The 14,440-nt window shown below is 63.9% G+C and carries 13 protein-coding genes; 9 read left to right on the top strand and 4 right to left on the bottom strand.

What is annotated here, in order from left to right; translation table 11 throughout:
• Nucleotides 1-26: 26 nt before the first annotated feature.
• Nucleotides 27-1,409, top strand: coding sequence for an MFS transporter (locus CDV44_RS06850; RefSeq protein WP_087687341.1), 1,383 nt, complete (start codon nucleotides 27-29; stop codon nucleotides 1,407-1,409).
• A gap of 79 nt (nucleotides 1,410-1,488) precedes the next feature.
• Here CDV44_RS06850 and CDV44_RS06855 read toward each other — a convergent pair whose 3' ends face one another.
• Nucleotides 1,489-3,243 (bottom strand): chloride channel protein, encoded by a 1,755-nt coding sequence (locus CDV44_RS06855; protein ID WP_087687342.1) that lies wholly within the window; start codon nucleotides 3,241-3,243, stop codon nucleotides 1,489-1,491.
• 44 nt (nucleotides 3,244-3,287) lie between these two features.
• Nucleotides 3,288-3,740 carry a MarR family winged helix-turn-helix transcriptional regulator gene (locus CDV44_RS06860; protein ID WP_058375607.1) on the bottom strand — a complete coding sequence of 151 codons (453 nt, stop codon included), beginning with the start codon at nucleotides 3,738-3,740 and terminating at the stop codon, nucleotides 3,288-3,290.
• 241 nt (nucleotides 3,741-3,981) lie between these two features.
• Between CDV44_RS06860 and CDV44_RS06865 the strand changes: the two genes are divergently transcribed.
• On the top strand, nucleotides 3,982-4,224 hold the full coding sequence (locus CDV44_RS06865) for a hypothetical protein (protein ID WP_058375606.1): 243 nt from the start codon (nucleotides 3,982-3,984) through the stop codon (nucleotides 4,222-4,224).
• Nucleotides 4,225-4,354: 130 nt separating this feature from the next.
• Here the strand turns inward: CDV44_RS06865 and CDV44_RS06870 are convergent, their stop codons facing one another.
• Nucleotides 4,355-5,578: a porin gene (locus tag CDV44_RS06870; protein ID WP_087687343.1), complete on the bottom strand. Its 1,224-nt coding sequence runs from the start codon at nucleotides 5,576-5,578 to the stop codon at nucleotides 4,355-4,357.
• Nucleotides 5,579-5,957: 379 nt separating this feature from the next.
• Between CDV44_RS06870 and CDV44_RS06875 the strand changes: the two genes are divergently transcribed.
• From CDV44_RS06875 to CDV44_RS06885, 3 genes are all read left to right on the top strand, one after another.
• Nucleotides 5,958-6,833 (top strand): N-formylglutamate amidohydrolase, encoded by an 876-nt coding sequence (locus CDV44_RS06875; RefSeq protein ID WP_087687436.1) that lies wholly within the window; start codon nucleotides 5,958-5,960, stop codon nucleotides 6,831-6,833.
• Entirely contained in the window at nucleotides 6,830-7,639 is an 810-nt protein-coding gene (locus CDV44_RS06880; protein WP_087687344.1) for an IclR family transcriptional regulator, read from the top strand. Before CDV44_RS06875 ends, CDV44_RS06880 begins: the two co-directional genes overlap by 4 nt.
• A 106-nt stretch (nucleotides 7,640-7,745) precedes the next feature.
• The gene (locus CDV44_RS06885) at nucleotides 7,746-9,272 is read left to right on the top strand and encodes a YfcC family protein (protein ID WP_087687345.1); all 1,527 of its coding nucleotides are present in this window, start codon (nucleotides 7,746-7,748) and stop codon (nucleotides 9,270-9,272) included.
• 6 nt (nucleotides 9,273-9,278) lie between these two features.
• Here CDV44_RS06885 and CDV44_RS06890 read toward each other — a convergent pair whose 3' ends face one another.
• Entirely contained in the window at nucleotides 9,279-9,821 is a 543-nt protein-coding gene (locus CDV44_RS06890; protein WP_087687346.1) for a cysteine hydrolase family protein, read from the bottom strand.
• A gap of 81 nt (nucleotides 9,822-9,902) precedes the next feature.
• Between CDV44_RS06890 and CDV44_RS06895 the strand changes: the two genes are divergently transcribed.
• The 4 genes from CDV44_RS06895 (at nucleotide 9,903) to ahpF (ending at nucleotide 14,366) form a co-directional block, all read left to right on the top strand.
• Nucleotides 9,903-11,132, top strand: coding sequence for a helix-turn-helix domain-containing protein (locus CDV44_RS06895; RefSeq protein WP_087687347.1), 1,230 nt, complete (start codon nucleotides 9,903-9,905; stop codon nucleotides 11,130-11,132).
• Between the two features lie 85 nt (nucleotides 11,133-11,217).
• Complete coding sequence (locus CDV44_RS06900; RefSeq protein WP_087687348.1) at nucleotides 11,218-11,892, top strand: PQQ-binding-like beta-propeller repeat protein; 675 nt, start codon at nucleotides 11,218-11,220, stop codon at nucleotides 11,890-11,892.
• A 152-nt stretch (nucleotides 11,893-12,044) separates the two neighbouring features.
• The gene (gene ahpC, locus CDV44_RS06905) at nucleotides 12,045-12,608 is read left to right on the top strand and encodes an alkyl hydroperoxide reductase subunit C (RefSeq protein ID WP_058375599.1); all 564 of its coding nucleotides are present in this window, start codon (nucleotides 12,045-12,047) and stop codon (nucleotides 12,606-12,608) included.
• A gap of 168 nt (nucleotides 12,609-12,776) precedes the next feature.
• The gene (gene ahpF / locus CDV44_RS06910) at nucleotides 12,777-14,366 is read left to right on the top strand and encodes an alkyl hydroperoxide reductase subunit F (protein WP_087687349.1); all 1,590 of its coding nucleotides are present in this window, start codon (nucleotides 12,777-12,779) and stop codon (nucleotides 14,364-14,366) included.
• The last annotated feature ends 74 nt before the right edge of the window (nucleotides 14,367-14,440 follow it).

The raw sequence follows: 14,440 nt of genomic DNA on the forward strand, positions 1-14,440 counted from the left end.
CGGCAAAGCTCCGAGGAGACAGCTTCATGACCCAGACGCGCACGGTGGATGTGCCCGCCTATATCAACGCACAACGGTTTTCCGGCTTTCAGTGGCTGGTGCTGATCTTGTGTTTCTTCATCGTCGCCATCGACGGTTTCGACACCGCCGCTATTGGCTACATCGCGCCCGCGCTCGTGCAGGAATGGCACATCGATAAGGGCTCGCTCGGTCCGGTGCTCTCGGCGGCGCTGTTCGGTCTGGCCGGCGGTGCCATCTTTGCCGGCCCGCTCGCCGATCGCGTCGGCCGCAAGACGATGCTCGTGCTGTCGGTCGTGTTCTTTGGTGTTGCCAGTTTGGCGACCGCCTTCGCGCAGGATCTGACGACGCTGACGGTGTTGCGCTTTCTCACCGGACTTGGTCTGGGCGCAGCCATGCCCAATGCCGTGACGCTGATCTCGGAGTTTGCGCCCGAAGCGCGCCGCGCCGTGATCGTCAACACGATGTTCTGCGGGTTTCCGCTGGGCGCATCGGTCGGCGGCTTTGTCGCGTCGTGGCTGATTCCGACGTTCGGCTGGCACAGCGTGCTGGTGCTTGGCGGCGTGCTGCCGCTGTTGCTCTCGGTGCTGCTGATTTTCCTGCTGCCCGAGTCGGTGAAGTATCTCGTCGTGCATCAGAAGCCGGTCGAGCGCGTGCGTCGCATTCTGTCGCGCATTGCCGGGGAGTCGATGGATGACGTGACGACGTTTACCGTCAACGAAGCCGCGCCGAAGCGTGCGGGTTCCCCCATCGGCGTGGTGCTGTCGAAGCAATACGGTTTCGGCTCGGTGATGCTGTGGCTGACCTACTTCATGGGGCTGGTGATCTTCTACCTGCTCACGAGCTGGATGCCGATTCTGTTCAAGGATGCCGGCTTTACCGTGCAACGCGCCGCATTGATTACCGCACTGTTCCCGCTGGGCGGCGGTGTCGGCACGATTCTGTCGGGCTGGCTGATGGACAAGTTCAATGCGCAGAAAGTGGTGGCGGTCGGCTATGCGCTGACGGCCGTGCTGGTCTACGCCGTGGGGCAGGCGATGGGTGACATCGGCATGCTTGTCACGCTGATCTTCCTCGCAGGCACGGCGATGAACGGCGCGCAATCGTCGATGCCGTCGCTCGCCGCGATGTTCTACCCGACGCACGGCCGTGCCACCGGCGTGGCATGGATGCTCGGAATCGGCCGCTTTGGCGGCATTGCCGGTGCGTTGCTCGGTGCGGAATTGATGCGCCGCCACCTCGGCTTCTCGGCAACGTTCTCGCTGCTGGCGATTCCGGCGGTGATTGCGACCATCGCCTTGCTCGCCAAGAATGCATGGGAGCGTGCACGTGGCGATCAACTGTCGTCCGACGACGCCGCTCAGGCGCGCAAGTCGGCGGCGATGCACTGACAACCGATTGACCGTAGTAGCAGTGTTGACGCGGCGCCTTGTGCGCCGCGTTTTTTATGGGACTCTGAATTGGCAGGCTTCAGTTGTGCTTACGTCCGAGATGAAGCATGCGCTCGCGTACCTGCTCTTCGGCACGCCAGTGCTCGGCCGGCTTGACCAGATCGCTGCGGCTGATGATGCCGATGAGACGGCGTGAGGCGGCATCGGTGACAACCGGCAGACGCTCAAGACCATGCGCGGCAAAGCGTGCCGAGAGGATGCGCCCTGTCTCGCCCGGCAGCGCCACCAGCGGCGGATTCACGCCGTACAACTGCCCCAGCGTTTGCAGGCCGGCAGCCTGTGCCCGCGTGAGCGCCTGACGGTCAACCATGCCCAGCACGGCGTGCGTCGCATCGGTCACCGGGTAGGCCCGATGACGTTGACTCGCGCCGAACGCTTGTGTGGCAGCGGCGTCGATCGTCATGTCCGCCGACAGGGCAACCGGCTCGCGCGTCATCAGCTCACCGACGTGCAGCCGCTCAAGCGGATCGACACCATACTCGCGATGAATGTGCCGCCCGCGCCGCGCAATCTTCTCCGTCATGATCGAGCGCGGCATGATCCAGATCGTCACGCCGTAGGCCACACCGCAGGTCAGAAGCAGCGGCAGCAACGCGTTGACGTCGTGTGTCAGGCCGAGGGCAAAGACGATGGCGGTGAGCGGCGCACCGAGCACGCCGGCCAGCGTGGCCGCCATGCAGATGAGCGCCCAGAGCGACACGTCGCCGCCCGGCAGCACCGGGGCGAGCAAGGTGCCGAGCCCTGCACCGATCATCAGCAGCGGGGCAAGCACACCGCCCGACGTGCACGACCCCAGCGCAATCGCCCAGATGATCGCCTTGACCAGCAATAGCGCGAGCGCCGCGTGCAGGGTGAAGTGACCCGCGAGCAAGTCGGCGATGACGTCATAACCCACACCGAGCGCACGCGGCTGCAAATAGCCACCGATGCCGACCGCGAGGCCGCCAATGGCTGGCCACCACATCCAATGCACCGGCAGCTTGTGAAACGCATCTTCGATCGCGTAGAGCGCGCGCGACATGCCTGCGGACAGCACACCGGCACACACACCCGCGATCACGCATGACACCAAGGCGATCGGCACGACGGGCGGCGTCGTCATCGGGAACAGCGGCCCGGCTTCAAGCATCAGCGGCCGTGCAAAACCGGCGACGGCGCACGCCACGATGACGGGCAGCAGGCTGCGCGGGCGCCATTCGAACAACAGCAGCTCCACCGCGAGCAGCACGGCGGCAACCGGTGTGCCGAAGACGGCGGTCATGCCGGCGGCTGCCCCGGCGACCAGCAGTGTCTTGCGCTCGGCGGCGCTCAGGTGAAAGACCTGCGCGATCAGCGAGCCGATGGCACCGCCGGTCATGATGATCGGCCCCTCGGCCCCGAACGGTCCGCCGCTGCCGATCACGATGCCTGAGGACAACGGCTTGAGCACAGCCACGCGCGGCGACATCTTGCTCTTGCCGAAGAGGATCGCCTCGATGGCTTCCGGAATCCCGTGGCCGCGAATCTTGTCGCTGCCGAAGCGCGCCATCGCGCCGACGATCAACCCGCCGATGACGGGCAATGCGATGACGGCGAGGCCCAGCGTGTTGTGCGCGGGCGAGGTCGGCGCGAACGACAGCGTCTGATAGAAGAACAGGTTGGTGAAGCCCTGAATCAGGTGCAGCAGCAACCACGCGGCGGGAACACCGCAAAAGCCGATGAACGCGGCCAGCACAATGAGTCGCGACAGCCCCGGCGTGCGCGCAAAGTCGCGCGCATGGGCCGGTGGTGCCATCGGTGAAGTCGTATCGGAAGCAGATGACATGGTGGGACCGTTGCCTACAGGTGAACGCCACGAATGTGGAAGATGTCGGCGAAGGTGGTCAGCTCGTTGCGATGCTGGGCGGCGAGCTTGGCGAGACACGCGTCACCGGCGGGCGAGAGATGAACTTCCACCACGCGCCGGTCGCTCTCGTTTTGCCGGCGTGTAACGAGCCCGGCCTTTTCGCAGCGCGCCACCAGCGCAACCACGCTGTGATGGACGGCTTGCAGTCGCTCCGCTAATTCACTAATCGACGCCCACTCACGTCCCGGTATACCTTTCACGTGCAGCAGCAACAGATACTGCTGCGGCGTGATGCCACCCTCGCGCGCCGCGGTCTCGCTGAAGTTCAGGAACCGGCGCAGGCGATAGCGAAATTCGGAGAGGGCTTCGAAGTCGCTCTTGTTCAGGGCATCGGCCGTGATCGGCGCGGCAGGGTCGGTCGCATCGGGAGAAGTGTCGCGGGACATGTTCCGGAAAGGTCCAAAGGAATGCGTTATCAGGCGTAGGCCCGAAAGCCAAAAAATATATCACATCACGATATAAATTCAGGACTTAGGGATAGCCGGGGATGACAAAAGGGGGGCGGCGCGTGCAGAATCGCGAAAAAACGAGACTCAGTAGTGACTGGAACTCGATCCCCGCCGAGACGTCGCCATGCGCTGGTGACGAGCGTCGTCCGAGCGGGCCGACCTCTGACAGGGAGGAGACATGGCTTCCACGGTCCGACGCCATTGGCGTACGGGTACGTTGCTGTTGCTTTCGGTGGCGTTGGGCTCGACGATCGCCGCTTATCACTACGCCACAGGCTTCGAGCTGGGTGGCGGTGTTTTCCAGCAGATCGGCTTCGGACGCGCTGACGCGGCACCTGCGCCAGTCGCACAGACACGCGCGCCGCCGGCTGCCTGCGAAGGCAGCGGTTGCCGCCCCGGTGTGAAGACGACGTCGCACTGAGTCTTCAGCATTGCGGCGAACGAACTACGGCAGACAATGAGCGATGCCCGCGCAAGCTCGCGCTCGTGCAGGCATCCGGGCCGCACCCCGTTGCAGGGCGCGGCTTTTTTCGTTGATTGCGTTGCTGCGATCAGAACGTGTGACGCACGCCGATGGTCATGGCGCTTTGCGTGGCGTCGCGTCCCGGTGCGCCGCCGGTGATGCCCGGGTTGTACATGTTCCACGCACGCAGGTTGGCGAAGTACGAGTAGATGTCCGTGCGCTTGGACAGGAAGTAGTCCACCCCGACGTTGAACTGGAGCAGGCGGCCCGTATCCGGCGCGCCAACGAACGAATAACGCGAATGCAGCACCGCGCCGACCAACTCGAGGTTCGGCAGCACCCAGTAGTTCACGCCCACGTCGAACACATTGGTCGCGCTGTTGTTCGAGCCTGCGGCGGCAAATGCGCCGGTGCTCGCTGCACTGGTGAACGTGGTGGCGAACGGTGCCGACGTGCCGCCAAAGCGCGCGAGCGGTTGCAGCGTGCGTGACCACGAGGCGTAGACGCGCGCCTTGTCCCACTTGTAGCTCGTGCCCACCATCCACGTGCGGATGCACACATCCCCCGAATTGCCGTAAGCCGGATCGCAGCCGGCGCCTGAGCTGGCGCCCACGTCGCTCGACGTGTTGGTAGCGGCCGTCCCTGTGCCCAGACGCGACTGCCAGTAGCCAAAGCCGATGCCGAAACCGCCGTACTTGTAGTTGGCACCGAAGCCGAGCGATTGTCCCGTCGACATCGAGCCGGGCGTGCCGCCGAAGCCGTAGGTCGCGTTGGCGGTCAGGCCGTTGAAGTCGGGCGAGTCGTAGCGGATCGAGTTGTTCGAACGGTTGCCGCCGACCCGGTCGAGGTTGTTGTCGTGCACGCCGTTGATGAAGACGCCGAAGTTGTAGACGCTCGAATACCACGTCGCGATTTCATCGATGTAATCCTTGCGGCGGCCCAATTGCACCGTACCGTAGGGGCTGGACAGGCCGACGACTGACGTGCGGCCGAGCGGCAGCCCGCCCTGACCGGCCGTGCCGTTGGCCACCGAGAAGCCCCCCTCAAGGATGAACAAGGCCTTCAGGCCACCGCCCAGATCCTCGGTGCCCTTCATGCCCCAGCGCGATTGCTGGAGATCGCCGCTATCCACGCTGAACCGGTTGCCCGTGGCCGTGCCGCTCGGGCCTGCCACCTTGCTGACGTAAGTCACCCCGCTGTCGATCAGGCCGTAGAGCGTGACGTTCGATTGCGCGGCTGCCGATGCGCTGATTGCGGCCGTGCCCAGGCCCAGAAACGCCATGCGTGCGACTGACCATGCCTTGTGATTCATATCCCCCCTCCGGGTGTTTTTGAGTGATTGACTCGAATGTTTTAATGATTAAAACGACGTTTTGAAAATTATCAATTCGAGGACGTGAAATCGTCAACGGGGGAGAAAAAATTAGCGACCTGAAGATCACGTCAGTGCACTGATCGCATCATTTCAATCACTGAAACATCCAACTGGCGGGCATGTTTGGCGGGGTTTTAGTGTGTGACGGCATCGATGGCCGGGCAAAAAGGATGTCGAGGGTGCTTGACCCGCCAAATTTTTTGAGGCTTAATTTTTAATACGTTGTTTTAATAAATAAAACAAAGACAGTTTGAGGCGGTCGATGCAGACGATTTCCGGCTGCAAAGTGGTGATCAGAACGTTGGAAAAAATTTCGATGGTGACGCAAGAAAACAACACGGCGTGCTTCGTGACGCGCGCTCAGGGCGAGTCGTTGCCGATCGTGTTCGACTCGCCGCACAGCGGCATCGAGATGCCGGCCGACTTCGGCACGATTGCGCCGCACGAAGCGTTGCTCTCGGGATGGGACGCCTTCGTCGACGAGCTGTGGACTTGTGTCCCGCGTCATGGCGGCACGCTGATCGGCGCGACGTTTCCGCGCACGTACATCGATGCGAATCGCGCGGCGACCGATATCGATGCCGACATGCTCGATGCGCCCTGGCCGGGTGCGATTGCGCCGGAGAAGTACTCGGCGCGTGGCATGGGCTTGCTGCGCCGCTATGCGCTGCCGGGCATGCCGATGTACGACCGCAAGTTGACGGTGGCCGAAGTGCAGCACCGTCTCGACGCGTACTACCTGCCGTACCGCCGCGCCCTCGCCGACGCCGCGGATGCGGCGGTCGCACAGCACGGGGCGTTGTGGCACGTGGACTGTCATTCGATGAAGTCGCGCGGCAATGCGATGAATGTGGATGAAGGGGCGCAGCGCCCGGACATGGTCGTGAGCGACCGGCTCGGCACCACCGCCGACCCGGCATTCACGGCGTGGGTGGCGGAGGCATTGCGCGGGCTCGGCTATCGCGTGCTGGTCAACACGCCGTATCAGGGCGGCGACCTGCTCACGGCGGTGAGCGATCCGGCGCAGCGCCGCTCCAGCGTGCAGATCGAAATCAACCGGGCGCTTTACATGGACGAAGCGCGCTTTGTGAAGCACGCCGGATTTGATACGCTCGGGCGCAATCTGGAAACGTTCACTGCTGCGCTGGCCCATTGGGTGCGAGCGCAGCTAAGCCCGAAGGAAATCTCATGAACTACATCGTCGATTCCGTCGACAGCGCCCTCAAGCTGCTCTCGCTGGTGGCCGAGCACCCGGGGCTCGGGGTGACCGAGTTGTCCAATCGACTGGGCATCAACAAGTCGCGCACGTATCGCATGCTGTGCACGCTGGAGCACAACCGTTTCGTGTTGCAGGACGAGCGCACGACGACGTATGCGCTTGGTCCGCAGGCGTTCGTGATCGGGGTGGCCGCGTCACAACAGAACATTCTCGTGCGGGCCGCGCAGAAGTACATGCTCGCGCTCAATCAGTCGATCAACGAGACGATCGTGCTGCGCGTGCGCGAAGGGCTCGAGACGGTGTGCGTCGCGCGTTGCGAAACCACGCATCAGGTGCGCTCGGTCGGCGCAGTGGGCAATCGCCGTTCGATTATTTCGGGCGCGTCCGGCAAGTTGTTGCTGGCGTTTGCGCAAGACGCGATTCGCAACGAGTTTTTTGCCCGGATGAAGCACTTGCCGACTGCCGTCGAGCCGGTGGCGTTTGCCGAGGAACTGGCAGGTGTGGCGCGCAAGGGCTACGCGATGAGCGCGGGCGAAGTGACGAGCGGTGCCGTGGCGATTGCCGTGCCGCTGCGCGACGTATCGGGCGACGTGGTGGCGGCGTTGTCGATCTCGGGGCCCGAGGCGCGTATCAGCCGCATCGAGATTCCCGATTATCTGGAGCGTTTGCAAGCGTGCAGCCGTCAGATTTCGGCAGAACTGGGGTATGTCGGCACGGCGGCAGGCACAACGAATGCCGCCGCCTCGAACGTCGCGCAACCCGCGAATCGGGTGGCGTAGCGCAGTTGAAGGCCGATGGGTCTGATGCGTTCGGCTGATCAGGCGCTCGGCAAGGCGCGGCGCGACGTCATTTCAAAATCAATACGAGACAACAGGCAGAACTTCCATGACAGCGCTAGCGCCGACGCCCGTCGACGGGCATTCCCATTCCGCATCACTTTCCGCGCCGGAGCGCCCGGGTGACACCACCCGTGGCGGCGATCACGGCGACGGTGCTGCCGGCCGCGAAGAGAAGCCGCACGGCAAGATGCTGCACCCTGTGGTGATGATGCTGTGGGTGCTGATCATGGCCGTGGCGCTGACCTGGTGGGTCGACGCGGGCCGCTTTGAGCGCGCGGGCAAGTTGGTCGTGCCGGGCACCTATCAGGTGGTGCCCAAGACGCATGAGGTCGGCTTGCTCGTTGCACCGAAAGCGACGCACAGCACGCCGGAGCAGGCACAGCCCGCCAACGTGGTGTCGGCGTTCCTCTCGGTGCCGCAGGGGCTGGTGAAGAACGCGCCGCTGATCTTCATGGTGATGTTCGTCGGCGGCATGTTCGGGGTGATGCGCAAGACCGGGGCCATCGATGCCGGTATCGATCGTCTGTTGCAACTGACCTCGGGCAACATGTACGTGCTGGCACCGTTGCTGATGGTGTTGATTGCGTTGGGCAGCACGTTGCTCGGGTTCATCTCGGAATACCTCGTGGTCATTCCGATGGTGATGGTGCTCACGCGCCGTCTGGGGCTCTCGAATCTGTTTGCCGTAGCGCTGGTGGCCATTGCCGCCAAGATCGGCTACATCGCGTCGGTGACCAACCCGCTCGCGTTGGCGGTGGCGCAGCCGCTGGTGGGCTTGCCGCTGTTCTCCGGGCTTGGCCTGCGAGTGGCCATCTTCGTTGTCTTTCTCACGCTGGGTATCGCGTACTTTCTCTGGCATGTGTATCGCAGCGACTATCGGCTCGCCGAGGCGCGGGCGCATATGCAGGAAGTGGCCCATCTGCATGCGCGACTCTCGACGCGTCATAAGGCCACGCTGCTCGTGCTGGCCGTGGCGGCGGCGATGCTGGTGTACGGCACGCGTGAATTGAAGTGGGGCAATCTGGAACTGTCGGCGTTCTATGTGCTGACGAGTCTGGTGACGGCGGTCGTGGGGCGGCTTGATTCGCGCACGGCAGCGGACGCGTTCGTCGAAGGGCTCAAGGGCATGATGCTCGCGGGGCTGCTGATCGGGCTGGCGGCATCCGTCGAGATCATTCTGCACGGCAGCTACGTGCTCGATACGCTGATCAACGACTTCACGCAGCGGGTGCGCGGGCAATCGGCGGTGGCCGTGGCCAATGGTCTGATGGGCGTGCAGATGGCGCTGGACGTGTTCATTCCGTCGGTCTCGGGCAAGGCGGCGGTCAGCATGCCGATCATCGGGCCGATCGCACAACTCTCGGGCGTGAGTCCCCAGACGTCGGTGCTGGCGTTCCTGCTGGGCGGCGGCCTGACCAACATGATCACGCCGACGTCGGGGATGTTGTTGGCCTACTTGGCGACGGCGCGCGTCGGTTTCGGCCAGTGGCTGAAGTTCATCCTGCCGCTGTTCTTCGTGTTGCTGATCCTGTCGGGCGCGGCGCTCGCCTTTGCCGTGCTCAGCGGGTATTGAGGGCGATCAGATCAATGCGTTGAAATCCAGCAATGCCACGGGAACGGCGGAAATTCTAGGGCCGAAGCTCCTGATATCCGACAGCGTGGCATTGTGATGTTCGCGAATCTGCGCGGCGGTGGCATGCGGTTTGTCGTGCGTGGTGTGCGCGTCGGCCGCAATGGTCACGGGGTAGCCCAGCGCGGCGGCCTGCCGCACCGTGGTGTCCACGCAGAACTCACTCGCATAGCCGCACACGACGACATGCTTCACGCCAAGTGACGTGAGCAGCGGCTGAAGTTCCGTTCCCAGAAAAGAATCCGGCGTACGTTTCCCGATGCGGAAATCCCCTGCGCCTGCGTCCAATGCACTCGCCAGTTCCCACGGCGACGAATCCCGTACCAACGTCTTGTTGTCCTCATGCTGAATCAGTACCACGGGTACGCCGGCATGGCGGGCGTTCGTCATCAGCACGTTGATGTTTTCCGTGATTCGATCGGCGTCGCCCGGACGCGGTTCGTCGTCGATCAGACCGCGTTGATAGTCGATCACAAGCAATGCTGAAGTCATGGCTGTCTCCGTGGAAAGGCATATTCTAGTTCGCCGATAACAACGCGGTGGGCCACCTCCGACGCGAGGTAATATCCCGCGATGGACTCCCTGATCGCTGCCTCCGCCCGGGCACTGGCCGCCGGTGACCCGTTGGGTGCCTTGCAGCGCGTTGCGCTGCGAGACGACCCGCCTGCGCTCGCGCTGCGCGGTATCGCCATGGCGCAGTTGGGCGAATACCCGCGCGCCCGCGAGTTGCTCAAACGCGCCGCGCGTCGCTTCGGCGTGCATGAGGCCATGGCACGCGCGCGTTGCATCGTCGCCGACGCCGAGATCGCCCTCGCCACGCGAGATTTCAGCGGTTCGCTTCGCGCCGTGCAAGCCGCCGCTGCCACGCTCGACACGCATGCCGATGCCGCCAACGCAATGCTCGCCCGTCTGGTCATGGCGCGTCGTTTGCTACTGCTTGGTAGGCTCGACGCCGCCGCCCAAGCGCTGTACGAGATCAAGGCGCATGACGCGCCCGCACGCCTTGTCGCAGTCTTCGAACTCATTGCCACGGAATTCGCCCTGCGCTCGCTGCGCATCGACGAGGCGCACGCTGCACTGGTACGCGCACACGCGGCTGCCGACATCGCGAACGTGCCCGCGCTGAGCGCCGAAGTCGAACACGTGCGCACGGTGCTGGCACGGCCGGTCGCGCGTCTCTGGCATCCGGACACTGAGCGGGTACTGGGTCTGGACGACGTCGCCCGCTTGCTCAAGTCCGGTGCGCTGATGGTCGATGCATGCCGACGCGGCGTGAGTGCGGGAAACACGTGGCGGCCACTGGCGCGGCGTCCGGTGCTCTTCGCACTGATCCGGTGTCTGGCACAGACGTGGCCAACTGACGTGCCCCGCGAAACCCTCATTGCGGAAGCCTTCGGACTGCGGCGGCCCGACGATATCGACGATACGCACCGTGCCCGCCTGCGCGTGGAAATCGGCCGTCTGCGCGCGCTGCTCAAAGGCGTGGCGACGATCGACGCAACCCCGCGCGGCTTCGTGCTGCGAAGCGTCGACGACCGGCCGGTTGCCGTACTCGTGCCGCCGATCGATGGCGAATTCGCTTCGGTGATCGCTTTACTCGCCGATGGCGCGGCGTGGTCTACGTCCGCCATTGCCCTCGCGCTCGGCGTCAATCAGCGCACCGTCCAGCGAGCCCTTTCGGCATTGCACGACGAGGGGCGCGTGCGCGCCGTCGGGCAGGCCAGAGCGAGGCGCTGGATCTCGCCGCCGCTGACCGAATTCACGACGATATTGTTACTCCCTGCTGCGTGGTCGTTTAGCTAAAGTGAAGTCGCACCCCCGGGCCCGGGCAAGTGATCCGACGAACTGATGCACCGACGCATCGACGAACTGACAACTGGAGTCCACCATGACGAGCCAACCCCAACAACGCGCCCGGACCGCCGCCACTACCGTGAGCGCGGCCGATATCCTCTGTGAATACGGCCCCTTCAACGGCGCCGACCGCATCAACGGCGTGACCTACGACGGCCAGTCCGTCTGGGCATCGACCGGCCCCCATCTGGTCGCTTTCGACCCGGCGAACGGCGAAGTCCGCCGCACGCTCGATTTGCCGGGCGACGCCGGTACCGCGTTCGACGGCAAACACCTCTACCAAATCGCCGAATCGCGCATCGACAAGATCGACCCCACGACGGGCAAGGTCGTGCACACGATTCCTGCACCCGATAGCGGAAGCAGCTCGGGCCTGACATGGGCGGAGGGCCATCTGTGGGTCGGCCAGTACCGCGACCGCAAGATCCTGCAACTCGACCCGGCGACCGGACGCGTACTGCGCACCATCGAGTCGGACCGCTTCGTCACCGGCATCACGTGGGCGAATGACGAGCTCTGGCACGGCACGTGGGAAAACGACGAGAGTGAACTGCGCCACGTCGACCCGGTCAGCGGCGAAGTGCTGGCGCGCGTGGTAATGCCGGACGGCATCGGCGTCAGCGGTCTGGAATACAACGGGACCGATCGCTTCTTCTGTGGCGGTGGCATGAGCGGCAAGGTGCGCGCCGTGCGCTATCCGAAGGACTGATCGCCGAAAGGCTGATTTTTCGAGGCACACGGGCGGAGGCTATCGAGCGCGATAGCCTCCGCCTATTTCATAGATTTCAATAATCAATTTCTATTGATCGATAGCATTCGGCATACTGGCAACACTTTCCACCCAGTCAGAGAGACAACGACATGCCGATCATCAACACCCAGATCAAGCCGTTCAAAGCCACCGCTTACCACAATGGCGATTTCACCACCGTGACCGAAGACACCCTGAAGGGCAAGTGGTCGGTTGTGGTGTTCTACCCGGCCGACTTCACCTTCGTGTGCCCGACCGAGCTGGGTGATCTGGCTGACCATTACGAAGAATTCAAGAAGCTGGGCGTCGAGATCTACAGTGTGTCGACCGATACCCACTTCACGCACAAGGCCTGGCACGACACGTCGGACACGATCCAGAAGATCCAGTACCCGATGATCGGCGACCCGACGCTCGCGATCTCGCGCAACTTCGACGTGCTGATCGAAGAAGAAGGTCTGGCCCTGCGCGGCACGTTCGTGATCAACCCGGAAGGCGAGATCAAGCTGTGCGAAATCCACGACAACGGCATCGGCCGCGACGCCAGCGAACTGCTGCGCAAGGTGCAGGCTGCCCAGTACGTGGCCGCTCACCCGGGCGAAGTCTGCCCCGCCAAGTGGACGCCGGGCGCTGAAACGTTGAGCCCGTCGCTCGACCTGATCGGCAAGATCTAAGTTTTACCGCAGCAAACGCCGCGCTCGTCACAGCGCGGCGCCCCGCCGGCGCACCTGTCCCCCCTGAACCGGGTGTGCCGGCACCTCCCCCGAATAACGACGTCGCCATCGCCAGCCTCGAGCTGATGCGGTTGCCCCTGTTCACCCTATCGAGACGGATGACACGCCATGTTGGACGCGAACCTCAAAGCCCAGTTGCAAACGTACCTCCAGAAAGTCACGCGCCCGATCGAGATCGCGCTGTGGCTCGACGACAGCCCCAAGGCAGCCGAGATGAAGGCGCTGGTCGAAGAGATCGCACCGCTCTCGCCGCGCATTACCGTCGTGGCACGCGATGACGCCGGCGAGCGCCGTCCGTCGTTCGCCATCGGTGCACCGGGCGAGGCACCGCGTATCCGTTTTGCCGGTTTGCCGATGGGGCACGAATTCACGTCGCTGGTACTGGCGCTGCTGCAAGTGGGCGGCCACCCGGTCAAGCTCGACGACGACACCATCGAACAGATTCGCGCGCTCGACGGCGATTTCCGTTTCGAAACCTATATCTCGCTGTCGTGCCAGAACTGCCCGGAAGTCGTGCAGGCGCTGAACGTCATGGCGCTCATCAACCCGCGTATTCAGCAGGTGACCATCGACGGCGCGCTGTTCCAAGGCGAAGTCGAAGCCCGTCAGGTGATGGCCGTGCCGACGGTGTATCTCAACGGCGAGTCGTTCACGCAAGGCCGTACCAGCGTGAAGGAACTGCTCGCCAAGCTCGATACCGGTGCGAGCGCACGGGCAGCGAAAGCGCTTGAAAACAAGCCGGTCTACGACATGCTGATCGTCGGCGGCGGCCCGGCCGGTGCGGCCGCTGCGATCTACGCGGCGCGCAAAGGCATCACGACGGGCGTCGTGGCCGAGCGCTTCGGCGGTCAGGTGCTCGACACGATGGCGATCGAGAATTTCATCTCGGTCACGCACACGGAAGGCCCGAAGTTCGCCGCCGCGCTCGAACAGCACGTGAAGGCGTATGACGTCGACGTGATCGATACGCAACGCGCCGACGCGCTGGTGCCGGGCAAGATTCACGAAGTGCGTCTCGCCAGCGGCGCAGTGCTCAAGGCACGCTCGATCGTGCTGGCCACCGGCGCGCGCTGGCGCGAAATCGGCGTGCCGGGCGAGCGCGACTACCGCAATCGCGGCGTGGCGTACTGCCCGCACTGCGACGGCCCGTTGTTCAAGGGCAAGCGCGTGGCCGTGGTGGGCGGCGGCAACTCGGGCGTCGAAGCGGCGATCGATCTGGCCGGTGTGGTCAAGGAAGTCACGCTGATCGAATACGGCACGCAACTGCGCGCTGACGAAGTGCTTCAGCGCAAGCTGCGCAGCCTGCCGAATGTGCGCGTGCTGATGAATGCGCAAACGACCGAAATCGTCGGCGACGGCCAGAAGGTGAACGGTCTGGTGTATCGCGATCGTGCTTCGGGCGAAACGTCGACGGTGGCATTGGAAGGCGTGTTCGTGCAGATCGGTCTGGTGCCAAATACCGAATGGCTCAAAGGCACGCTGGCCTTGTCGCGTCACGGCGAGATCGAAGTCGATGCGAAGGGTGCCACGTCGATTCCGGGCGTGTTCGCAGCGGGCGATGTGACGACGGTGCCGTTCAAGCAGATCGTCATTGCGGTAGGCGAGGGCGCGAAAGCATCGCTGGGCGCGTTCGAGCACCTGATGCTCAGCTCGGTGGATGACGAGGTCGACGTGCCGCGTGAAGCGGTAGCGGCCTGACGCGCCAGAAAGGAAGGAAGCGAGGGCGCAGCCGGATGGCTGCGCCCTCGTGCATCAAGACATCAAGGTGATAA

The sequence above is a fragment of the Pandoraea sp. PE-S2R-1 genome (genome assembly GCF_002179865.1).
Lineage (GTDB): Bacteria > Pseudomonadota > Gammaproteobacteria > Burkholderiales > Burkholderiaceae > Pandoraea.